General features: G+C 66.5%; 23 protein-coding genes. 16 read left to right on the forward strand and 7 right to left on the reverse strand.

The annotated features are described in order from the left end of the window. Nucleotides 1-185: 185 nt before the first annotated feature. The 5 genes from A3OK_RS0120310 to A3OK_RS0120330 all read right to left on the reverse strand — a co-directional run bounded on the left by A3OK_RS0120310 (nt 186) and on the right by A3OK_RS0120330 (nt 3,847). Nucleotides 186-905 (reverse strand): cytochrome c biogenesis protein CcdA, encoded by a 720-nt coding sequence (locus tag A3OK_RS0120310; protein ID WP_019906732.1) that lies wholly within the window; start codon nt 903-905, stop codon nt 186-188. Nucleotides 906-939: 34 nt separating this feature from the next. Next, nucleotides 940-1,326, reverse strand: coding sequence for a thioredoxin family protein (locus A3OK_RS0120315; protein WP_019906733.1), 387 nt, complete (start codon nt 1,324-1,326; stop codon nt 940-942). Nucleotides 1,327-1,400: 74 nt separating this feature from the next. Continuing rightward, nucleotides 1,401-2,012, reverse strand: coding sequence for a rhodanese-like domain-containing protein (locus tag A3OK_RS0120320; RefSeq protein WP_019906734.1), 612 nt, complete (start codon nt 2,010-2,012; stop codon nt 1,401-1,403). A gap of 6 nt (nt 2,013-2,018) precedes the next feature. Further along, entirely contained in the window at nt 2,019-2,864 is an 846-nt protein-coding gene (locus tag A3OK_RS0120325) for a quinoprotein dehydrogenase-associated SoxYZ-like carrier (RefSeq protein WP_019906735.1), read from the reverse strand. Between the two features lie 35 nt (nt 2,865-2,899). Then, nucleotides 2,900-3,847, reverse strand: a complete 948-nt coding sequence (locus A3OK_RS0120330; RefSeq protein ID WP_026597473.1) for a quinoprotein relay system zinc metallohydrolase 2 — start codon at nt 3,845-3,847, stop codon at nt 2,900-2,902. Nucleotides 3,848-4,031: 184 nt separating this feature from the next. On the opposite strand from A3OK_RS0120330, the gene A3OK_RS0120335 reads away from it, so the two are divergent. The 7 genes from A3OK_RS0120335 to murC all read left to right on the forward strand — a co-directional run bounded on the left by A3OK_RS0120335 (nt 4,032) and on the right by murC (nt 10,294). Continuing rightward, the gene (locus A3OK_RS0120335; RefSeq protein ID WP_026597474.1) at nt 4,032-4,607 is read left to right on the forward strand and encodes a TetR/AcrR family transcriptional regulator; all 576 of its coding nucleotides are present in this window, start codon (nt 4,032-4,034) and stop codon (nt 4,605-4,607) included. Nucleotides 4,608-4,697: 90 nt separating this feature from the next. Beyond that, entirely contained in the window at nt 4,698-5,684 is a 987-nt protein-coding gene (locus A3OK_RS0120340) for a GTP-binding protein (protein ID WP_019906738.1), read from the forward strand. A 90-nt stretch (nt 5,685-5,774) separates the two neighbouring features. Beyond that, entirely contained in the window at nt 5,775-6,008 is a 234-nt protein-coding gene (locus A3OK_RS0120345) for a hypothetical protein (protein ID WP_019906739.1), read from the forward strand. 111 nt (nt 6,009-6,119) lie between these two features. Further along, a complete protein-coding gene (locus tag A3OK_RS24650) occupies nt 6,120-6,347 on the forward strand; it encodes a hypothetical protein (protein WP_019906740.1) in 228 nt (75 codons plus the stop codon). A 212-nt stretch (nt 6,348-6,559) separates the two neighbouring features. Beyond that, nucleotides 6,560-7,726 (forward strand): putative peptidoglycan glycosyltransferase FtsW, encoded by a 1,167-nt coding sequence (locus tag A3OK_RS0120355; protein ID WP_019906741.1) that lies wholly within the window; start codon nt 6,560-6,562, stop codon nt 7,724-7,726. Further along, nucleotides 7,723-8,832 (forward strand): undecaprenyldiphospho-muramoylpentapeptide beta-N-acetylglucosaminyltransferase, encoded by a 1,110-nt coding sequence (gene murG / locus A3OK_RS0120360; protein WP_019906742.1) that lies wholly within the window; start codon nt 7,723-7,725, stop codon nt 8,830-8,832. The genes A3OK_RS0120355 and murG overlap by 4 nt, the downstream gene beginning before the upstream one ends. A 55-nt stretch (nt 8,833-8,887) precedes the next feature. Then, a complete protein-coding gene (gene murC, locus A3OK_RS0120365) occupies nt 8,888-10,294 on the forward strand; it encodes a UDP-N-acetylmuramate--L-alanine ligase (protein WP_019906743.1) in 1,407 nt (468 codons plus the stop codon). Between the two features lie 7 nt (nt 10,295-10,301). On the opposite strand, the gene A3OK_RS0120370 is transcribed toward murC, so the two are convergent. After that, nucleotides 10,302-10,691 (reverse strand): helix-turn-helix transcriptional regulator, encoded by a 390-nt coding sequence (locus A3OK_RS0120370; protein WP_026597475.1) that lies wholly within the window; start codon nt 10,689-10,691, stop codon nt 10,302-10,304. Between the two features lie 327 nt (nt 10,692-11,018). On the opposite strand from A3OK_RS0120370, the gene murB reads away from it, so the two are divergent. From murB to A3OK_RS0120415, 9 genes are all read left to right on the forward strand, one after another. Then, the gene (murB, locus tag A3OK_RS0120375) at nt 11,019-11,954 is read left to right on the forward strand and encodes a UDP-N-acetylmuramate dehydrogenase (protein WP_019906745.1); all 936 of its coding nucleotides are present in this window, start codon (nt 11,019-11,021) and stop codon (nt 11,952-11,954) included. A 114-nt stretch (nt 11,955-12,068) separates the two neighbouring features. Further along, complete coding sequence (locus A3OK_RS0120380) at nt 12,069-12,992, forward strand: D-alanine--D-alanine ligase (protein ID WP_019906746.1); 924 nt, start codon at nt 12,069-12,071, stop codon at nt 12,990-12,992. Then, entirely contained in the window at nt 12,959-13,933 is a 975-nt protein-coding gene (locus A3OK_RS0120385) for a cell division protein FtsQ/DivIB (RefSeq protein ID WP_026597476.1), read from the forward strand. The genes A3OK_RS0120380 and A3OK_RS0120385 overlap by 34 nt, the downstream gene beginning before the upstream one ends. A gap of 72 nt (nt 13,934-14,005) precedes the next feature. Continuing rightward, nucleotides 14,006-15,328 carry a cell division protein FtsA gene (gene ftsA / locus A3OK_RS0120390; protein ID WP_019906748.1) on the forward strand — a complete coding sequence of 441 codons (1,323 nt, stop codon included), beginning with the start codon at nt 14,006-14,008 and terminating at the stop codon, nt 15,326-15,328. A 124-nt stretch (nt 15,329-15,452) separates the two neighbouring features. Further along, nucleotides 15,453-17,210 (forward strand): cell division protein FtsZ, encoded by a 1,758-nt coding sequence (ftsZ, locus tag A3OK_RS0120395; protein ID WP_019906749.1) that lies wholly within the window; start codon nt 15,453-15,455, stop codon nt 17,208-17,210. Nucleotides 17,211-17,526: 316 nt separating this feature from the next. Next, nucleotides 17,527-18,474 (forward strand): UDP-3-O-acyl-N-acetylglucosamine deacetylase, encoded by a 948-nt coding sequence (gene lpxC, locus A3OK_RS0120400; RefSeq protein WP_026597477.1) that lies wholly within the window; start codon nt 17,527-17,529, stop codon nt 18,472-18,474. A gap of 222 nt (nt 18,475-18,696) precedes the next feature. Then, nucleotides 18,697-19,575 (forward strand): outer membrane protein assembly factor BamD, encoded by an 879-nt coding sequence (locus tag A3OK_RS0120405; RefSeq protein WP_019906751.1) that lies wholly within the window; start codon nt 18,697-18,699, stop codon nt 19,573-19,575. A 116-nt stretch (nt 19,576-19,691) separates the two neighbouring features. Then, nucleotides 19,692-21,365, forward strand: a complete 1,674-nt coding sequence (gene recN, locus A3OK_RS0120410) for a DNA repair protein RecN (protein ID WP_019906752.1) — start codon at nt 19,692-19,694, stop codon at nt 21,363-21,365. Between the two features lie 100 nt (nt 21,366-21,465). Then, nucleotides 21,466-21,675: a hypothetical protein gene (locus A3OK_RS0120415; RefSeq protein WP_019906753.1), complete on the forward strand. Its 210-nt coding sequence runs from the start codon at nt 21,466-21,468 to the stop codon at nt 21,673-21,675. Between the two features lie 94 nt (nt 21,676-21,769). Here A3OK_RS0120415 and A3OK_RS0120420 read toward each other — a convergent pair whose 3' ends face one another. Further along, nucleotides 21,770-22,021: a hypothetical protein gene (locus A3OK_RS0120420; protein WP_019906754.1), complete on the reverse strand. Its 252-nt coding sequence runs from the start codon at nt 22,019-22,021 to the stop codon at nt 21,770-21,772. Nucleotides 22,022-22,084 lie beyond the last annotated feature (63 nt).

Consider the following 22,084-nt stretch of genomic DNA (forward strand, 5'->3'; position numbering starts at 1 on the left):
CGATGGCGTCGCTCGTAGTCGCTGCCCTTGCCGGGCGTTTCCTCCCTAGACGTCGGGCCGTCTCCGGTGCCTTTATTCTGCCACAACCGCGGCCGTGTCAACGGGCTGCTTCGGTTCGCAACCCTCCGGGGCTACTTATTTTGCGAGCTTCCTTTGATCTCCGATCCTTTCTCCTGTGGCATACCTTAGAAACGGGTCGTCAAAGCGTTCAGCCAATCGGGCGATGCAGCCACGAGCGCCGTCTCTAGTCGTTTATCGAGCCCGGTCAGGATCGCGAATCCGGTGACCACGAGGACGATCCCGAGCAGAGCCTTCAGGCCCTTGCCCGCCTGGATCATCCGCGTTCGCCACGCCATCAGCACCTGGCGCGACAGCAGCCCTAGGACGAGCAGGGGCAGGGCGGCACCGAGGCCGAAGACCAGCATGGTGAAGGCCACCTGCACCAGGTCCTTGCCCTGAGCGGCGAGCAGAGAGGCAGCGCCGAGGGTCGGTCCGACACAGGGGCTCCACACCGCGCCGAGGAGGAGGCCAACGGCGAACTGACCCGCGAGGCCCGTCGAGGCAAAGCCGCCGAAACGCCGCTCCGCCCAATCGCTGAGCGGCCCGCCGGCGGTGGCGAGGCGGATCTGGAGAGCGGGCAGGATGAGGATCGTCCCGACCGCGACGAGCAGGACGGCCGCGACCGGGCGAAAGACATCGCCATCGAGCCCGAGGCTGAAGCCGATCGTCGCCACGAACAGGCCGAGCGCCACAAAGGATAGAGCGAGTCCTGCCGCGAGGGCGACCGGGCCGAATCTATGCTCCGAGGCCGCTGCGCCGAGCACGAGGGGAAGCAGGGGGAGAACGCACGGCGACAGGATGGTGAGCAGGCCGGCGAGGAAGGCGAGCCCGAGCGTGGCATTCATGGCGTCGACGCCCGTTTCGATCTCGACCGCTGCCCTAGAGACCTTTCTCCACCAGCGACTCGATCCATTCCGCCTGCGTCTCTCCCACCGAGCGACCGACTTCTTCGCGTCCCTTGAAGGCGATCAGCGTGCTCTGCATACGCGCCTCGAACCGGCGCATCAGGGCCTTCTGCGTATCGAAGTCGATTTCGTAGATGGCGAGATCCTTGAAGCGCGGCTGATCGGACAGCGCCTTCAGGATCGGCCGCTGCGTCTTGCAAATCGGGCACCACGGCGCCGTCACTTCCACGATGATCGGTCGCCCGGCGGCCTGGGCCGCATTGAAGGCGGCCTCGTCGAAAGGCTCGGCGGCGGATGCCGAGCGAGGCATGACCGTGGCGAACAAGGCCGCCGTGAGGAGGATGGCGCGACGGCTGATCATCGGGGATGTCTCGGTTGGTGGCTGTGCAGGTCGGAACCGGCCGCGATCCGCGGACCGGCTCGTCACTCCCATCGTTATCGCTGCGCCTCGCCGACAGGCTTGGCGGCCCAGGCGGGATCGACTTTCAGGATCGTGGTGTCGTGCGTGTCCTGCCAGCCTTCGACCCCTTCGGCGAACCAGTAAACTCGAGAATAGCCGTTCTGTACGAGCCGCTTTCCAGCATTCCAGCTACCCCAGCATTCGGGATGGCAGAAGGTCACTACCGGTTTCGACTTGTCGCCGCCGGTCAGATCCGCGACGCGGGCGAGAAACTGCGTCTCCCGTGCGGGATCCATCGGCGCAGCGCCCGCGCCCGGCATCCAGAGGCTGCCCGGGATCGAGCGGTGGGCTGGCAACCAGGGCCTGTCGGCGGGGAACCCCACCGGCTTCTGGTCCGCCAGCGCCACGTCGATCATCACCGGCTTCTCGGCGGCGACGAGCGTATCGAGAGCGTCGATGTCGACCACGGTCGCGCCTTTCAGCGTCTTCGGGGTGTAGCCCTTGGGCGCCCCGGTCCAGTAGCCTTCCGGCTCCGGCACGTTGACCGGTGAATCGGCGGGACCCGCCGCCCGGACGGGAGCGATGGCGCCCGACAGGGAGACGAGAGCGAGCGCGGCGGCTCCGATGATGCGGATCATGATCGGCATCCCTCCTCAGTTGCTCGGGCTCGGAGTGTTGAAGCTGTGCTCCCAACGGCCCTGCTGGTTGTCCATGGCGACGACCTTGATCGGACCCTTGGCGTCGGGAGCGAGGCCGAAGTTGATCACCGGGTTGGAGGCGATGGAGATGTCGCCGTTCATCGAGAAGACGAGCTTGCCGTTCGAAGAGACGTCGAGCTTGTTGATGTAGCGGGCCGGCGTGTAGTCGCGCGTGACCTGGTTCATCTGCATGCCGCTGAAGTTCGGATGTCGGACCATCAGCGTCGCCTCGACCGGCTTGCCGGTGCCGCCTTCGGCGAACTTCATCTTCATGTCGCCGGCGCCCTTCAGCGCTTCCTCGTCACTCATGCCCATCGGCGCCGAACAGCCGCCGGAGGCCTTCACGAACTTGACGGCCTCGTAGAGCTTGCCGTCCTTGGTCTCGGCAACGGCATGGACGTTGGTGTAATTGTTGATCCGCACCCGTAGCTTGACCTCGCTCGGGTCGGCGGCGGGGCCGAAGGTGATGTGCGCGGCATAGGGCGACGGGTTGTCGTCGATGATGAGATGCACGGCGGCGATCTTGTCCTTCTCCGGCATCGTCAGGGTGATCGGCACCAGGGCCGCGTCGAGGGCGCGCGGCGGGGCGTCGACCTTGATCAGCGCGTCGGTCGGCTCAACCTTGCGATCGCCGAAGATCGACTTGGAGATTTCCTGCCAGCGCTCGAGCCGCTCCGTATCGGTGTCGCTCGCGCCCGCGGCGAGGACGGGACCGCCCATCAGCATGGCGGCGGACAGGCACAGGGCCGCTGTGACGGATCGCTTGGTCGCGGAATTCTTCATCGATGCGTACATGATCATGGCGTCTCTCCTCGTCGTTACGATGTGGCGCTTGCTCATTCCCACTCAAGCTCCTTGTAAGCTTGCGTGACGTTGCGGCCGTTATAGGTGTCGAACAAAACCCATTTCTCGCGCTCGGCCTGACCGATGCTGTCGATCGCCTTGTCGATGGGCTGATCGGCGGCGATCGCCTTGCGGGTTTCGTCGCGCAAGGTCGTGAGGTAACGCGTCAGATCCGCGAAAGCGGGCGCGGCATCGACCAGGGTCGGCCCGTGACCCGGAACGGCTTTCGACGCTCCCATTGCCTCCAGCTTTTCGACCTCCTTCAGCCAACCGAGGAGGCTGCCGTCGAGGGACGGGATTCGCGCGACGAACAGGAGGTCCGCCGGGAACAGGATGCCCGTTTTGGTATCGACCATGGAGAGGTCGCAATTGGTGTGGGCGGTACCATGCGCGGTGAAGCGCAAGTTCCGCCCGCCGAGGTCGATCTCGGCCGTGTCGGCCACCTCCATCGTCGGATAGACCACGGAGCCGGCCTGATCGGCGCCCAGGATGTCGACGAGACGCGTCCTGTAGAAATCCCCACGGGAATCGAGGGCCGAGCGGAGGGTGCGATGACCGATGAAGACCGGCTTGTCCTGCGCGAAGGCTTCCGCGCCAAAACAATGATCGGGATGGACATGCGTGAGAACGACGTGGCTGATCGGCTTGGCCGTACGCTTCCTGATCTCCGCACGGAGCCATTGCCCATCGGCGAGGCTCCCGCCCGACTCCGTCACGAGGACCGACGACTCGCCCACGATGAAGCCGATATTGGCGATGGCGTCGCCGTTCTCGGGCGTCGCCTCGGCGTCGATGCCGCGCCGCATGAAGATGCCCGGCCCGACCTCGTCCATGGTAAACGACCCGGCCGCCCGGCCAAGCGTCGGCAGGCAGCATAGGCAGAGCCCGCCGAACAGGGCGCCGCGACGTGTGGTCAAGCTGTAGGAGGAGTAGGCCGTCATGGCATATCCTGCGGTGTTCGCCCAACGGAGCGAGCCGACATGCATTATCCTCCCGTTTTTATGGCTACCATCTAGTAGGTAGATTTCTGTCGCCGTCAATGGCATAAGTGCCCGCGACCGGAACGGATGCATCACGCCTTCGTGCCCGAATTCCCGTTCCGCGAAGCGAAAAAGTCGACCGACGATGAGAGATACCCGAGCGGAATTACTGGCCCAGGCTGAGGTCCTGGTGCGCGGCCGGGGCTATTCGGGCTTCAGCTACGGAGACCTCGCCGAGGCGGTGAACATCCGCAAGGCGAGCATCCATCATCATTTCCGCACGAAGACCGACCTCGCCATCGCCCTGGTGGAAGCCTACGACGCCCGTTACGACGCGGCCCTTGCTTCCGTCTTCGCGACGCAAGCCGACGCGGTCTCGCGGATCGAGGCCTATGGCCGGTATTATCTCTCCGGCGTCGAGGATGGGCTCGGCTGCCTCTGCGCCGTGCTCGCCATTGAGCTGGATACGCTGCCGGAGGCGTTGCGCGCGGACATCGCCCGCTTCTTCGACAAGCACATCGCCTGGCTGGAGCGTGTCCTGGCCGAGGGCCGCACCGATGGGAGCCTTCGCGCCGATCTCGACCCGGCCGCCACGTCGCGCATGGTGGTGGCGACTCTGGAAGGCGCGCTCATGCTGGAGCGGTTGCTCGCCGGATCGTCTGGCTTCCGCAGCACCCTCGGGGCGCTCTGCGAAAGCCTCAAGCCGGTTCGGATCGGTTGAGGAAACGCCCTTTCATCGCGGCACGATGATACAATATGACAGGCACCACACAGCCGACGCGGCCCATTCCGCGAACCTGAAGAGCCTTTCATGTCCGACAGCCCGAACGCCGCCTCCTCGAAGATTCCCGTGACCGTGCTCACGGGCTATCTCGGAGCCGGCAAGACCACGCTTCTCAACCGCATCCTCACCGAGAATCACGGCAAGCGCTACGCCGTCATCGTCAACGAGTTCGGCGAGATCGGCATCGACAACGACCTCGTCATCGGTGCCGACGAGGAAGTGTTCGAGATGAACAACGGCTGCGTCTGCTGCACCGTGCGCGGCGATCTCATCCGCATCATGGACGGCTTGGTGAAGCGGCGCGGCAAGTTCGACGCGATCATCGTCGAGACCACCGGCCTCGCCGACCCGGCCCCGGTGGCCCAGACCTTCTTCATCGACGAAGATGTGGGCGGCGCGGCCCGCCTGGACGCCGTGGTGACGGTGGCGGACGCCAAATGGCTGGCCGACCGGCTCAAGGACGCGCCGGAGGCCAAGAACCAGATCGCCTTCGCCGATGTGATCCTGCTCAACAAGGCGGATCTCGTGGAGCCGGCGGACCTCGACCGCGTCGAGGGACTGATCCGTTCGATCAACCCGTACGCCAAGGTCCACCGCACCAGCCGCTGCGACGTCGCCCTCGATCAGGTGCTCGACCGCAACGCCTTCGACCTCTCCCGGATCCTCGATATCGAGCCCGACTTCCTGGAAGAAGGCCATCACCACCATCACGACGACGACATGCAGTCTGTCTCGGCGAAGATCGACGGACCGGTTGACCCGGAGAAGTTCATGCCTTGGATTTCGACCCTGACGCAGGTTCAGGGGCCGGACATCCTGCGGTGCAAGGGCATCGTCGCCTTCCCCGACGAGCCCCAGCGCTTCGTCTTCCAGGGCGTCCACCAGATCCTCGACGGTGACTTACAGGGACCTTGGAAGGACGATGAAAAGCGCGTCTCGCGGGTGGTCTTCATCGGTCGCAAGCTCGATCCGCAGGCGATCCGCGAGGGCTTCTACGACTGCAAGGTGGCCTGACCGGGCGGGGCAGGAGCCGCGGCTTCGCCGGGAATCGAACCGAGCGGGGGCGAACGCATTGTCCGTTCGTTCCTCAAATTGGATTTGCCGATGAAACGTCGCTTCGCCTGCGCGTCCCTTCTCATGCTGACGGTGGCGCTGCCGCTCGGCAGTGTCGCGCTCCCGACACCGGGGGAGGCGAAGCAGTCGATGTACCGCGAGCAGCGATTCGGCAGCATGTGTAAGCAGCCGCTGAAGTTCGCGGCCGGGGCGTGCGTCCGGCGCTGCCCCGCGGGCTACCGCGATACCGGGCGCTATTGCCGTTTCAAGAATATGAGTCGTTGAGGCGCGATCGAGACCGAGGGCCTCTTTTCTTGGGCTCATTATACCTGACCACCTCGACCGCCCGGCGATAGGGCGGCTGGCCCACGAAGCGTTCCTCAACCGGAGCCCAAAATGATCCTGCGCCTTGCCTGCTCCGCCGCCATGCTCATCGGCGTGTCGATCCCTCTCGTCACGTCGGCTGAGGCAGGCCCGGCGCAATCCTACGAGTATCAATCGCGCGGCGTCCGAAACGCGTGCCGCCCGCCGCTGAAGTTCGCGGCCGGCGCCTGTGTCCGTCGTTGCCCAGCTGGCTACCGCGACAACGGACCCACATGCGGCTTCAAGTCGATGAGGCGCTGATCCAGGGCGTCTCGCGCCTTTTCGGTACGTGATCGATCGGGGGCGAGCCTGCCAAGTCTGTGTTCGTGCAGGGCCTGGTCGGCGCAAGTCGGGGTTCGTGAAAGACTTGGTTTACCATTCCGGCACAGGATCGCGCCCGTGCCGGCTTCTCGCTGCCGGCGGCCATCGGCTGCCCATCCGGGCAACCTTCGGGTCACGGAGAGCGACGCCCCATGATGTCTCGCGCGGAACGCACGCCCCTGACCGATTGGTGGTGGACCGTCGATCGCGGCCTTCTCGCCGGTCTCACCGCCCTGATGGTGGCCGGTCTGGTCTTCCTCATGGGTGGCGGTCCGCCGGTGGCCGAGAAGATCGGCCTGCCGACCTTCCACTTCCTCAACCGCCAGGCGATGTACCTCGCCCCGACGATCCTGATCATCGTCGCGGTGTCGTTCCTGTCTCTGCGTCATATCCGTCGTGTGGCGCTCGCCACTTGGATCGTCGGCGTCACGCTCTGCATCCTCGCCGGCAAGTTCGGCCCGGAAATCAAGGGCGCGCATCGCTGGATCCAATTCGGCGCCTTCGGCCTGCAGCCGTCCGAATTCGTGAAGCCGGCCTTCGTGGTCGTGGCCGCCTGGGCCTTCTCGGAGGGAGCGCAGCGTCGCGACATGCCGGGCGGCCTGCTGGCGATCCTGCTCCTGCCCGTCACCATCGTGCCCCTCATCCTGCAGCCTGATTTCGGTCAGACCATGCTGATCACCATCGTCTGGTGCTCGCTGTTCTTCGTGGCTGGCCTGCACTGGTTCTGGGTCGCGGGTCTCGGTGCGGCGGGCCTCCTCGGGGTCGGCGTCGCCTATCAGTTCCTGCATCACGTTCGCGAGCGCATCACCCGCTTCCTCGACAAGGATTCCGGTGACAGTTTCCAGGAATACTGGGCGCGCGAATCGTTCAATTCCGGCGGCTGGTTCGGCACCGGCCCGGGAGAGGGCGTCGCGAAACGCCACCTGCCCGATGCCCATACCGACTTTATCTTCTCGGTGACCGGCGAGGAATTCGGCGTCTTCGTCTGCCTCGGCCTCGTCTGCCTCTTCGCCTATATCGTGATGCGGGGCCTGAAACTCGCACGGCGCACCGATGACACCTTCTCCCGTCTGGCGATCACCGGGCTCACCACCCTGTTCGGCATGCAGGCCTGCATCAACATGGCGGTCAACGTGCGCCTGATGCCGGCCAAGGGCATGACCCTGCCCTTCGTTTCCTATGGCGGGTCCTCGCTGATCTCGCTGGCACTGGGCATGGGCTTCCTCGTGGCGCTCACCCGCAAGCGCCCGCGCATGACGACCCTGAGCCAGAAGCCTCCGGGCACAGCGCCGGCCACCGTCGCCGGAGTGATGCGGTGACCGTGGTCACGCCAACGATCCTGCTCTGTGCCGGCGGCACCGGCGGCCACCTCTTTCCGGCCGAGAGCCTCGCTTATGCTCTGCGGGCCCGCGGCATCCGTGTCGTCCTCGCGACGGACGCGCGCGTCGATTCGATCGCCGGCGAGTTTCCGGCCTCGGAGATCGTCACTATCACCTCGGCAACGCCGTCGGGGCGCTCCGTCGTGAAACGGGCGGGCGCGCTGCTCACGCTCGGCCGCGGCTTCGGCGTGGCGGCCAAAGAGATCAAGCGCATCGACCCGGCAGCCATCGTCGGCTTCGGCGGCTATCCCACCGTGCCACCGGTGCTCGCAGGGCAGATCCTGCGCGTACCGACGATCCTGCACGAGCAGAATGCGGTGATGGGGCGCGCGAACGCCTTCCTCGCGCGCGGTGCCCGCGCCATCGCCACCGGCTTCAGGGAGGTGCGCGGCATTCCCGTGAAGGCGACCGCGCAGCGCACGCATACCGGCAACCCGTTGCGGCCGGCCGTGCTCGCCGCCGCGCAGGCGCCCTATCCGCTCTTGGGCGAAGCGGACGGACTTCATCTCCTCGTCTTCGGCGGTAGCCAGGGGGCGGCCGTGATGGGACAGGTCGTGCCGAAAGCCATCGCGCAACTGCCCGCCGACCTTCGCGCGAGGCTGACGCTCGTGCAGCAGGTGCGGGCTGAGGACCTCACCGAGGTCCAGAATTTCTACCTCTCGCTCGGCCTGGCCGGGCTCGAGACGGCGCCGTTCTTCAAGGATCTTCCGGCGCGCATGGCCCGCAGCCACCTCGTCGTCGGCCGCTCGGGCGCTTCCACCGTGTCGGAACTCGCCGCCATGGGCCGTCCGTCGATCCTGGTGCCGCTTCCCGGCGCCCTCGATCAGGACCAGGCCGCCAACGCCGCGACGTTGGCCGGCATCGGCGCGGCGCTCAGTATTCAACAGAGCGCCTTCACGCCGGATCGCCTCACGGCCGAGCTTCTCGACCTGTTCACGGATCCGGCAAAATTGACCGCGGCGGCCGCAGCCGCCAAAAGCGCGGGCATTCACGATGCCGCCGAGCGGTTGGCCGACGTCGTCCTCGCGACGGCATCCCGCACCTGATTCCGATCGGGACCGTCTTCAGGCGCTCCCCGACACGACGAGACTGGGTCACACCATGAAGCTGCCCGACAAGCTCGGCCCCATCCATTTCATCGGCATCGGCGGCATCGGCATGTCCGGCATCGCCGAGGTCATGTCGAACCTCGGCTATACAGTCCAGGGATCGGATGCCAACGACAACGCCAACGTCCGGCGCCTCGCCGAGAAGGGGATGAAGACCTTCATCGGTCATGCCGCGCAGAACGTGGAGGAGGCTGCCCTCGTCGTGGTCTCCACCGCGATCCGGCGCGACAATCCCGAACTCGTCGCCGCTCGCGAGCGTCGCCTGCCCGTCGTGCGCCGGGCCGAGATGCTGGCCGAGCTGATGCGCTTCAAGTCCTGCGTCGCCATCGCCGGCACGCATGGCAAAACCACGACGACCTCGCTGGTGGCGACCTTGCTCGATGCCGGAAATCTCGACCCCACCGTCATCAACGGCGGCATCATCAACGCCTACGGCACCAATGCCCGCATGGGTGAGGGCGAGTGGATGGTGGTGGAGGCCGACGAATCGGACGGGACCTTCCTGAAACTCCCCGCCGACGTCGCCATCGTCACCAATATCGACCCCGAGCATCTCGACCATTTCGGCTCGTTCGATGCGGTCAAGGACGCCTTCCGGCGCTTCATCGACAACATCCCGTTCTACGGCTTTGCCGTGATGTGCATCGACCACCCGGTGGTGCAGGACCTCGTTGGGCATATCGAGGATCGCCGCATCATCACCTACGGCGAAAATCCCCAGGCGGACGTGCGCCTGATCGACGTTGATCTGCGTGGCGGGCAGAGCCGGTTCCGCGTCATGATCCGCGACCGCCGCCCCGGCTTCCGCCTGGAGATGGAGGATCTCGTTCTCCCCATGCCGGGCAAGCACAACGCGCTCAACGCCACGGCGGCGCTGGCCGTCGCGCACGAACTCGGCGTCGAGCCGGAAGCGATCCGCAAGGCGCTCGCCGGCTTCGGCGGCGTCAAGCGCCGCTTCACCAAGACCGGCGAGTGGAACGGCGCGCTGATCTTCGACGATTACGGACACCACCCCGTGGAGATCAAGGCGGTGCTGAAAGCCGCCCGCGCCTCCACGGACGCCAACGTCGTCGCCATCGTCCAGCCGCACCGCTACACGCGGCTCGCCTCGCTGTTCGACGATTTCTGCACCTGCTTCAACGATGCCGACACGGTGATCGTCGCTCCCGTCTACGCGGCGGGCGAGGCACCGATCGAGGGCATGGACCGTGACGGCCTCGTCTCGGGTCTGAAATCCCGTGGCCACCGCGATGCCCTCGCCTTGGAGCGGACGGAGGATCTCGCGGGCCTCGTCGCGACCCGTGCCAAGCCGGGCGACTACGTCGTGTGCCTCGGCGCCGGCAACATCACGCAATGGGCCTACGCCCTGCCGGGCGAATTGGCGGCGTTGAAGGGGTGAGCCCCTCTCAGCTCACCTGTGCGGCTGGGACGAGGTCTTCCACGTCAACGCCGAGCGCGTCGGCTAGTGCCCGAAAGATCGCGACGTCGGTCTTTTGGGTGCCGTCCTCGATGGCCGTCAGAGCCGAGACCGATAGGCCGCTGCGCGCTGCCAGTTCGGCTTTCGAAAACTCACGTCGTCCGCGCCAGAAGGCGAGGGGAGATGCTGCATGGCGCAACGCATCGAGATCGGCCTCGCTCAGCATCTCGTCCTCACTGGAAGCAAGCCGTGCCTGCGACGTGGTCAATGTCTGCAGGTCCGATGCATCCTCGGCCAATGCGGCCAGTTGCTCGAACTCGGCTTCCGGCATGATGACGATGGATTCGCCTGACGGCGTTTGCGTGCGCACGATGGTCATGATGCTGGATCCTACCCGTAGATCGAGCCGCGGGGACCGACGGCATGCACATGACCCGATCCCGCTCGATCGTGAAGATGACGCGCCAATCGCCGATTCGCAGGCGAAATCCCTCGGCCCCCTCCCGGGCCTTGATATTGTTGGCCAGAGCCGTGGGGTCGTCGGCCAGCGTTCTCAGTTTCTCGCGTATTTGAGCGTCGAGGTTGGCCGGCATACGGGCGAGAGCCCGCGCGGCGGGACGCGTATAGTTGATCGTACGGCTCATGCCACCACCTGTCGCAGCCATAGACAGCTTCTCGTTGAATTCGCCGCAAGGCAAGAGGGCCGATGACCGCCTTTCCCGACATCACTCCCGCGATCCGCGCAGCCGCCCCGGCCTTGCGCGGCCGGCTGCTGGCGAATCCCTCACTTGCCGACCTCACGTGGTTTCGCGTCGGCGGTCCGGCGCAGGTGTTGTTCACGCCGGCCGACGAGGAGGATCTGGCTCTCCTGCTCGCGACCCTCGACCCGGAGCTTCCGGTGACGGTGATCGGACTCGGCTCGAACCTGATCGTTCGCGATGGCGGCATTCCCGGCGTCACGATTCGGCTCGGCGGAAAGGCATTCGGCACCGTGGAGATCGATGGCCAGACCCTTCGGGCCGGGACCGCGGTGCCGGACATGCGCCTGGCCAAGGCCGCGGCCGAAGCGTCCCTCGACGGGCTCGCGTTCTTTCGCGGTATACCGGGCTCCATCGGTGGCGCGTTGCGGATGAATGCCGGTGCGCATGGCGGCGAGACCACCGACGTGCTGGTCGAAGCGCGCGGCATCGACCGGACAGGTGCGGTTCGCGTCTTCACCCATGCGGAGATGGGCTTCACCTACCGCCACAGCGACGCGCCGGACGAGGTGATCTTCACGAGCGCGTTGTTCCGCGGCCGCGCCGGCGAGCGCACGGAGATCGAGGCCGAGATGGATCGCGTCACTGCCGCCCGCGAGATCGCCCAGCCGATCCGGGAGCGCACCGGCGGTTCCACTTTCAAGAATCCGCCGGGCGGCAAGGCGTGGCAACTCGTCGATGCGGCCGGGTGCCGGGGCCTGACCGTAGGCGATGCCCAGGTCTCCGAGATGCACTGCAACTTCCTGATCAACCGTGATGGCGCCACCGCCGCGGATATCGAAGCGCTCGGCGAGGAAGTCCGCCGCCGTGTCCGCGAGACGTCCGGCGTCGAGCTGCATTGGGAGATCAAGCGAATCGGCGCCCCGGTCTCCACAAGCGGGTAGAGGCGGCGCGGATAGGTGATCGATTCTCGGAACGGCTTCATCGCTTCCCGAGCTGAATCCAGGACGAGCGTATCCCGGCCCTCACCGTCGGCGCGCCATCGGAAGGAAACGGAAATGTCCAAGCACGTCGCCGTCCTCATGGGCGGATGGTCTTCCGAGCGTCAGGTCTCACTGAATTCGGGTCGCGCCTGCGCGGAAGCTCTCGAAGGGGAAGGGTTTCGCGTCACGCTGGTGGATGTCGGGCCCGACATCGCCACGGTGCTCACCGACCTGCGTCCGGACGTGGCCCTCAACGCTTTACATGGTCCGGCCGGCGAGGACGGTACGATTCAGGGGCTGCTGGAGATCCTACGGATCCCCTACACCCATTCCGGCGTCCTGGCCTCGGCGCTGGCGATGCATAAGGAACGTGCCAAAACGATCATGAAGGCGGCCGGGGTAAGCGTCCCGGAGGGCTTGGTCGTTAACCGTCATGATGCCGCGAAGGCACACCCGTTAACTCCTCCCTATGTCGTGAAACCCATCGCCGAGGGCTCCTCGATGGGCGTCATCATCGTCCGCGACGGGCGCTCCCATCCGCCCCAGATCCTGGCCTCCGACGAGTGGGTCTACGGCGAGCAAGTCCTTGCGGAGACTTACATTGCGGGCCGCGAGCTGACCTGCGCCGTCATGGGTGACAGGGCCCTCGGGGTGATCGAGATCAAGCCCGCTTCGGGGGAGTGGTACGACTTCGATGCGAAGTACGCCGAGGGGGGGTCGATCCACGTCCTCCCGGCAGAAATTAAACTAAATGTTTACCAGCGTGTCCAAGAGTTGTCGTTAACGGCGCATCAAGCACTTGGATGCCGGGGCATCAGCCGTGCGGACCTTCGTTACGACGACACACCGGGTGGAACCGGTGCCCTCGTCGTCCTGGAGGTCAACACGCAGCCCGGGATGACCAAGACGAGCCTTGTGCCGGAGATCGCAGCCCATGCTGGCTTAAGTTTCGGTGAGCTCGTCCGATGGATGGTGGAGGACGCTACTCTGGGTCGTTGAACGCTGCCGGTCAGGCTGGCGTCGACGGAACCCCTGCGCCCGAATCGGGCTCGCTCGTCGCCGATCTGGCGGCGCGCTTGCCCAGGCTGGTGCGCCCCATCATGCGCTCGCGCCGTTCGCGGCTCGGCCAGCCCATCGAGCGACGCGTCCCGCGACATGCGGGTACGCTCACCCTCGCGGTCGCCTTCGCTGGCCTGTCGATCACCGGCTTCGTCGCCAGCGGCCGCTACGACCGTTTCGTCCTCGAAAACGGCCGTCCCTCCGACGTCCTGGCGCGGCTTGCCGGCTTCGGCGTGGAGCGCGTCACCATCTCCGGCATCGCCCGCCTCTATGAGCGGGAAGTCCTCCAGGCGGCCGGCATCGACGGTCACTCCTCCGTGGTGTTCCTCGACGTCGCCGAAGCGCGACGGCGTCTCCTCGACGTGCCGCTGATCGCCAGCGTCTCGGTCCGCAAGGTCTATCCGAACGAGATCGTCATCAATCAGGTCGAGCGCGAACCCGCCGCCCTGTGGCAGCGCAACGGTGAGATCTCGGTGATCGCCGCCGATGGCACCGTCATCGACGAGATGCGCGACGACCGCTACGCCGCGCTCCCCCTCGTGGTGGGCGAGGAAGCCAACGAGCGGCTCAAGGATTATCTCGCCCTCATCGAGGCCGCAGGCGACCTCGGCGAGCGGGTCAAGGCCGGCACCTACGTGTCGGGGCGGCGCTGGACGCTGAAGCTCGACGGCGTCGATATCCGCCTCCCCGAGAACGGCGCAGCCGAGGCCCTGGCCCGTCTGGCCAAGCTCGAGCGCGACAGCCGCATCCTCGAGAAGGACATCATCGCCGTGGACCTGCGCCTGCCCGATCGGGTGGTGGTGCGGCTCACGGAGGAAGCGGCCGCCACGCGCGCCGAATCCCAGAAGAAGAAGCCGAAGGGCAAGGGGACCGAGACATGAGCCGTACGATTCGTCCGGCGCCTCTCGCCCCCTGCCAACCCGCCCTTCCCGCATCTTTCGCCCGGTAAACCGATGCACGCGCAACACGGCCTCACGCCGCGTCTGAAACCGCTCTCCGCGCGCCGGAGCACCATCCTTTCGGTGCTCGACATCGGCACGAGCAAGGTTGTCTGCCTCATCGCCGAGCTCCAGCCGGCGGAAGCGCTGACGACCCTGCGCGGACGGACCCATTTCGCCCGCATCATCGGCATCGGGCATCAGCGCTCGCATGGCCTCAAGGGCGGCGCGATCGTCGACCTCGAAGCCGCCGAGGGCGCAATCCGCCAGGCGGTCCACGCCGCCGAGCGGATGGCGAAGGTCGAGGTCCAGTCGGTCATCGTCAACATATCCGGCGGACGTCTCGGGTCGCAGCATTTCGAGGCGCAGGTCGGCGTCCGTACCGGCACCGTGATGGGGTCCGACGTGGAGCGGGCCCTGGAGACGGCGAGCGCCCACGGCGTCAGCCCCGGCCGCACCGTGCTCCACGCCCTTCCCACCGGCTACGCCATCGACGGCCAGGGCGCGGTCATCGACCCGTCGGGCATGATCGGCGAGGCACTCGGCGTCGATCTCCACGTGGTCACGGCGGAAGCCGCTGCCGCCCGCAACCTGATGCTCGCGGTGGAGCATTGCCATCTCGGCGTCGAGGCGGTGATCGCCACGCCTTACGCCGCCGGCCTCTCAGCCCTCGTCGACGACGAGGCCGAGATGGGTGTCTGCGTCGTGGACATGGGCGGCGGCACCACCAGCGTCGGCGTGTTCGAGGGCGGCCATCTCGTCCACGTGGACGCCATCGCAGTGGGCGGCCACCACGTCACCATGGATATCGCGCGCGGCCTCTCCACCCGAGTGGTGGCCGCCGAGCGTCTCAAGACCCTCTATGGTTCGGCGATCTCCACGGCATCCGACGAGCGCGACATGATCGCGGTCCACGGTGTCGGCGAAGACGAGGGCGATGCGCCGACCCACGTGCCGCGTTCCCACCTCGTGCGGATCATCAAGCCGCGGGTGGAGGAGATCGTCGAACTCGTTCGCGACCGCCTCCGCAACGCGGGTTTTGCCGCCCAGGCCGGCCGTCGGGTGGTGCTGACGGGGGGCGCGAGCCAACTCGTCGGCCTGCCGGAGGTCGCCCGCCGGGTGATGCAGGGTCAGGTCCGGATCGGCCGGCCGCTCGGCATCCGCGGCCTGCCGGAAGCCGCCAAGGGCCCCGCCTTCTCCGCCGCAGTCGGCCTGCTGGTCTACCCGCAGGTGGCGCATGCGGAACATTTCGAGCCGCGCGGGCACAGCGCCTTCGCGGGCACCGGAACCGACAACTACATCCAGCGGGTCGGCCGCTGGCTGCGGGACAGTTTCTAGGAACGGCGGGATTGGTTGCCCGACGCCCCTGAAGGGGATCGGCACCGGACCCGGCACAAGCACATCGGCGGTCTCACCGAGAGGCCGTCAAATGAAACGTGAAAGGCACGAGAGGCTCGACACCATGGCCATCAGTCTGCAGGCGCCGGATATCCGGGAACTGAAGCCCCGCATCACCGTCTTCGGTGTCGGCGGAGCCGGCGGCAACGCCGTCAACAACATGATCGAGTCGGGTCTTCTCGGCTGCGAGTTCGTCGTCGCCAACACCGACGCCCAGGCGCTCACCTCCTCCAAGGCCGAGCGCGTGATCCAGATGGGTCTCGGCGTGACGCAGGGCCTCGGCGCCGGTTCTCACCCCGAGGTCGGTTCCGCTGCCGCCGACGAGGTCATCGACGAGATCCGCGACCAGCTCTCGGGCGCACACATGTGCTTCATCACCGCCGGCATGGGCGGCGGCACCGGCACCGGCGCGGCTCCGGTCATCGCCCGCGCGGCGCGTGACATGGGCATCCTCACCGTCGGCGTCGTCACCAAGCCGTTCCAGTTCGAGGGCGTGCGCCGGATGCGCACCGCCGAAGCCGGCATCCAGGAGCTCCAGGCCGCCGTCGACACCCTCATCGTGATCCCGAACCAGAACCTGTTCCGGGTCGCCAACGAGAAGACCACCTTCGCCGACGCCTTCGCCATGGCGGATCAGGTGCTCTATTCGGGCGTCGCCTGCATCACCGACCTGATGGTGAAGGAAGGCCTCATCAACCTCGACTTCGCCGACGTCCGCGCAATCATGCGTGGCATGGGCAAGGCGATGATGGGCACCGGAGAGGCCTCCGGCGAGAAGCGCGCGAACCGCGCCGCCGAAGCCGCCATCGCCAACCCGCTTCTCGACGACGTTTCGATGAAGGGCGCTCGCGGTCTGCTGATCTCGATCACCGGCGGCAACGACCTCACCCTCTACGAGCTCGACGAGGCGGCCACCCGCATCCGCGAAGAGGTCGATTCGGACGCCAACATCATCCTCGGCGCCACTTTCGACGAGAGCCTCGACGGCATCATCCGCGTCTCCGTGGTCGCTACCGGTATCGAGCCGGCCCTGATCACCGCGCATTCGCAGAACAATGCCGAGATCGTCCAGACCGAGCAGCGGATCGCTGAAGTGGCCGAGCGCCTGCGTGCGGAAGCGAGGGCCCGGGCGGCACAGCCCGCCCCCACCTTTCGTGCCCCCGGACAGGAACAGCCACTGACGGCTCAATCCCCCGCGCCGCAGGCGCAGATCCAGCCGCAAGCCCCGCGCCCCTTGGCGTCCGAGCCGCTGGCTCTGGCCACTGAATCCGTGCGGATGGAGGCAGCCACCGCCCCGATGGTGCGCGACGAAGTCGTCCTGACGCAGACACAGCCGCGTACGGCGATGGCCTACGAGCCCGCTCCCGCCCCGGTCCAGGCTCCGGCCCCCGCGCAACAGGCCGCCGGCCCGTTCGTGCCGCCGCGTCCGGCCGTGGCGGTGGCCCGCGCCCCGCGTATGCCGCAGATCCAGGATCTGCCAATGCCGGGCCAGGCCCAGCTCCGCGCCCAGCGTGGCGAAGAGCCGGTCGAGCCGGCGGGAGATTCCAAGCGGATGACCCTGCTGCGTCGCCTCGCCACCGTCGGTTTCGGTGGACGCCGCGAGGAGGCCGAGGCCGCCCCGCTGCCGCCGATGCGTGCTCCCGCCGCCCCGCAGCCCGCTCCCCAGCAGGAATACGCCAAGCGGGCTCCCGTGGCAGCGCCCCCGGCCTATCGCCCGGCTCAGGGTAACCTGGATGCCCAGGGTCGCGTGGCACCGCAGTCTCGCCTGATGGATGACGACCAGCTCGAAATCCCGGCCTTCCTGCGTCGTCAGGCGAACTGAGACGACGTTCAAAGCAGCCGTAGCGGTTTTTATGCAACAAGCCCGGGGTCTCAGGACCCCGGGCTTAACGTGCTGTTAAACCATTGTCCTGAAACGCTTATCTGGAACGCCTCTTGAAAGCGTGTCTGTAACAGAGCGTAAGAAAGCGTGATTTGGCTAACGCTTAGGCTGCCGCGTATACGATTTTTGGAACGAAAAAGGCGCGGCGGTTTCGCCGTCAGCGCTCGCAGGGGCTTCAAGCAGCGGACGGGTCAAAGAGGCGGCGCAATCCCGTAATCCAGGGAGAGCGAGCCTGATCACGGCCGAGGGCTAGGGAATGCGGACGAACCAACAAACAACTCTCAAGGGCCCGGCCACGCTTCGTGGCATCGGTGTCCACTCCGGAAAGCCCGTGGAGATCACTCTCCACCCCGCGGCGGCAAACCACGGAGTCTGCTTTCTCCGAACCGGAATGCCGACCGGCCATGACCGCCTGATCAAGGCTCACCATGCCTGCGTCTCCGCCACCGAATTGTGCACCGTCATCGGTGACGTAGAGAGCGGCGCCGTCGCGACCATCGAGCACCTCATGTCGGCCCTGTACGGGCTCGGCATCGACAACGTCCTCGTCGAGATCGACGGGCCGGAAATGCCGATCCTCGACGGAAGTGCCCGTCTCTACGTAGAAGCCATCGACGCTGTCGGACTCGCCACCTGCGGCGCTCCCCGCCGCTGGATCAAGGTTCTCCGTACGGTTCGTATCGAGGTCGGCCGCGCCTTTGCCGAACTCCGCCCGATCGACCGCGGCTTCCGCCTCGATGTCGAGATCGATTTCGACAACCCGGTGATCGGCCGCAGCCGCAAGGCGATGGACCTGAATCCCGCCGCCTACCGCCGCGAAATCGCCAATGCCCGTACCTTCGGCATGATGAAGGACGTGGAGCGCTACTGGAAAGCGGGCTTCGCCCTCGGCGCCTCCCTCGAGAACACCGTCGCCGTCGGCGAGAATGCCGTGGTCAATCCCGAGGGCCTGCGCTACGCCGACGAGTTCGTGCGGCACAAGTATCTCGATGCCGTCGGTGACCTAGCCCTCGCCGGTCTGCCGATCCAGGGCGCCTACCGCTCCTATTGCGGCGGCCACCGGATGAATGTCGGCGTCCTCGACGCGCTGTTCGCCGACCGCGCCAACTACACCATCGTCGAGGCGCAGGGCGTCCGCCGCGAGACCTCCCGGTCCGAATTCGGCGTCGGTCTCGGCCTCGCCGCCTTCGCCGGCGATCTGTAACTTTTAAACAACATCCTCGCTTCGATTGCGTCCGCCGCACGGCCGCCGCTTTCACGCCCAAATCGGACGCCACTGGTAAATCGTCCGTGACAAGAGGCGAGGTCGCGTGTGCCCCATCAAGGTACATGGATCGTGGCACCGTGCCGTCAGCCGCTCGACCGACATTTGTGATGGCTTGACGATGCGGCCCGGTTGAAGGGCGTATCTGTTGGGGGAACCGGAATGCGTCTCAACGATCGTAACCGCGGGGCGACGGCAGCCGTGCTCCTGACGCTGTGCGGCCTCGGCCTCGGTGGCTGCGACGCCCTCGACTCGATCAATCCCTTCGCCGAGAAGTACAAGCCCGAAGTCATTCCGGACGTTCCGGCCGACAAGCTCTACAGCGAGGGCTTGGCCAAGATGGAAGACAAGGACTACGAGGCCGCCTCGAAGAAATTCGGCGAACTCGACAAGGCCTATGCGTATTCCGACTGGTCGCGCAAAGCGTTGCTGATGACCGCCTACTCGAATTACGAGGGCGCGAAGTACGACGACGCGATCAACGCATCGAAGCGCTACCTGCAGCGCCACCCCGCCAGCAAGGACGCGGCCTACGCCCAGTACCTGATGGCGATGTCGCACTATAAGCAGATCCCGGACGTGACCCGCGATCAGGACCGTTCCGAGAAGGCCCTGGCCGGTCTCCAGGAGCTCGTCCAGAAGTATCCGACCTCGGAATACGCGGCCGACGCCAAGGCCAAGATCCAGATCACCCGCGACCAGCTCGCCGGTAAGGAGATGGAAGTCGGCCGGTTCTACCTCGAGCGCCGCAACTTCCCCGCTGCGATCAACCGTTTCCGCGACGTGGTGAGCAAGTACCAGACGACCCGTCACGCCGAGGAGGCCCTGGAGCGTCTGGTCGAGGCCTACATGGCCCTCGGCATCACCGCGGAGGCGCAGACCGCGGCGGCCGTGCTCGGGCACAACTTCCCCGATAGCCCGTGGTACAAGGATGCGTTCGCGCTCCTGCAGAACGGCGGCCTGGAGCCCCGCGAGGAGAAATCCTCCTGGCTCAGCAAGGTCTATCGCGGCGTCATCGGCCGCACCGCCGACGCGCAGTAGCCGATCGGCGCGGCCCGCGACGACAAGCGTTCGACGGCGGGCCATTTTTCGGGTGAAGCGATCGCTGCTTCGCCGTAAGACGTGGCCACCGTATCCAACGAGGCCAAACCCGCGGCATGCTGAGTCAGCTCGCGATCCGCGACATCGTTCTCATCGATAAGCTCGCCCTGAATTTTCGCGAAGGCCTCAGTGTCCTGACCGGAGAGACAGGCGCGGGCAAATCGATCCTGCTCGACGCCTTCGCGCTGGCGCTGGGCGGACGCGGCGATGGCGGATTGGTGCGCCACGGCGAAGGGCAGGGCGGTGTCACCGCCGTTTTCGACGTGCCCCTCGATCATCTCGCCCGCCGTCTCGCGGCCGAGGCCGATATCGATACCGAAGGCGACCTGATCCTGCGCCGCGTGCAGATGGCGGACGGTCGCACCCGTGCCTTCGTCAACGATCAGCCCGTGGGCGTGCAGGTGCTGCGGGCCATCGGTGCCGCCCTCGTCGAGATTCACGGCCAGCACGACGACCGGGCCCTCGCCGATCCCGGCACTCACCGCGCCATCCTCGATGCCTTCGGTGGCCTGCAGGGGCCGCTCGCGGCGGTGGGGGAGGCGGCCAGGCGCGTGCGTGCCGCCCGCTCCGCTCTGTCCGAGCATCGTGCCAAGGTCGACGCCGCGCGCAAGGAGGTCGACTTCCTGCGCCATGCCGCGACGGAACTCGAGACACTCGATCCCCAGCCCGGCGAGGAGACGTCGCTGGCGGATCGCCGCATGGTGATGCAGCAGAGCGAGAAGGTGGCGCGCGAGCTCACCGAGGCGATCGAGGCGGCGGGCGGTCCGAATTCCGCCGTGTCCCATCTCTCCTCCGCCATGCGTAAGCTGGAGCGGCGGACGAGCCAGATCCCGGCCTTGGTCGAGCCCTGCATCGCGGCGCTGGACGCGGCGCTCGCCGCCCTCGACGAGGCCCATTCCGTCCTCGACGCGGCCCTGCGCGAATCGGAGTTCGATCCGCGCGAGCTGGAGCAGGTGGAGGAGCGTCTGTTCGCCCTGCGCGCGGCGTCGCGCAAGTATCATGTGCCGGTGGATGACCTCGCTGTCCTGCGTCAGCGCTACGAGGCGGATGTGGCTGCCATCGATGCCGGCGAGGAAGCCCTCGGTTCCCTCGAGGCGACGCTCGCCCAGGCCGAAGCGGTCTACACGAAGGCCGCGACGAAGCTCGGCGAAGGCCGCCGCAAGGCCGCCAAGGCCCTCGACGTCGCGGTGAAGGCCGAGCTGCCGCCGTTGAAACTGGAACGCGCCCGTTTCATCACCGAGATCGTCACGGATCCCGAATCACGGGATCCGGCGGGTTATGACCGGGTTGAATTCTGGGCGCAGACGAATCCCGGCACGCGGCCCGGCCCGATGATGAAGGTCGCCTCGGGCGGCGAGCTCTCGCGCTTCATGCTCGCCCTGAAAGTGGTGCTTGCTGACAAGGGGTCGGCACCGACCCTGATCTTCGACGAGATCGATACCGGCGTGGGCGGCGCCGTCGCCGATGCCATCGGTGCGCGCCTCGCCCGCCTCGCCGCGGGTGTACAGGTCGTCGCGGTCACTCACGCGCCTCAGGTCGCCGCACGCGCCGAGACGCATTTCCTCATCGCCAAGGATCCGGTGAAGGGGCGAGATCGGGTCGCGACGCGGGTCTCGGTCCTGGAAGCGCCTGCGCGACGGGAAGAAATCGCCCGGATGCTGGCCGGCGCCACGGTGACTGATGAGGCACGTGCGGCAGCGGCGCGGCTTCTCCAATCCACGGATGCATAAATCGCTGCATTAACCCTTGGTTAACCATCTTCATCGATGGTCGGCTCATGACGCATCGAATCGTTTGGAACCGCGTCGGCACATCGGTGGAGATTGCGTGATGGATCTGGGAGACGGTGAGACCGATCCCCGGCCCGTGAACGAAGCGGACGGGCTGCCGATTCTGACGAGTCCCACGCGCCACCATCTCGGCGGCGCTCTTCGGGCGATCTACGAAGATACGTTCGATACCCAGCCGATTCCCGACGGGCAGATCGACCTGCTCCTGCGCCTTCGGCACAAGGAACGCGACCGCCGCCGAGTGGGCTGAGAAAGTCCTCAGCCTTCACGGATCATAGGGGGACGCTGCTGCCGCGGCATGAGCTGCCGGCCGCGATCGCCTATCGTCGACAAGCCTTTAACCGCTACCAGCGGCGGGCCCCCGGCATGCGCTGATACTCAGCTGCGCGAATCAGCGTCATCACCGCGTCCAGATCCGCGAGCAAGCTGCGCTCTTCCTCGCCCGCTTTCACCACTTCGCCCGGATCCGTTCCGAATTGTTGACGCTGATGAGCGAGCGTGAGGTCGCGCTCCAGGCTCTCCCTGCGTGCGTGTAGGGCCAGAAAAGAGGCATCGTCCTCATCGCCCGTGCGTGTCACACTCGATTCGTTCTCCACGTCCGTGACCTTCCAAGACGCCTGTTAAAGACGGGATGCTCCGTCATTGGGCTCGTCGAAATG

It is taken from the genome of Methylobacterium sp. 77, from assembly GCF_000372825.1.
In the GTDB taxonomy this organism is placed as follows: domain Bacteria; phylum Pseudomonadota; class Alphaproteobacteria; order Rhizobiales; family Beijerinckiaceae; genus Methylobacterium.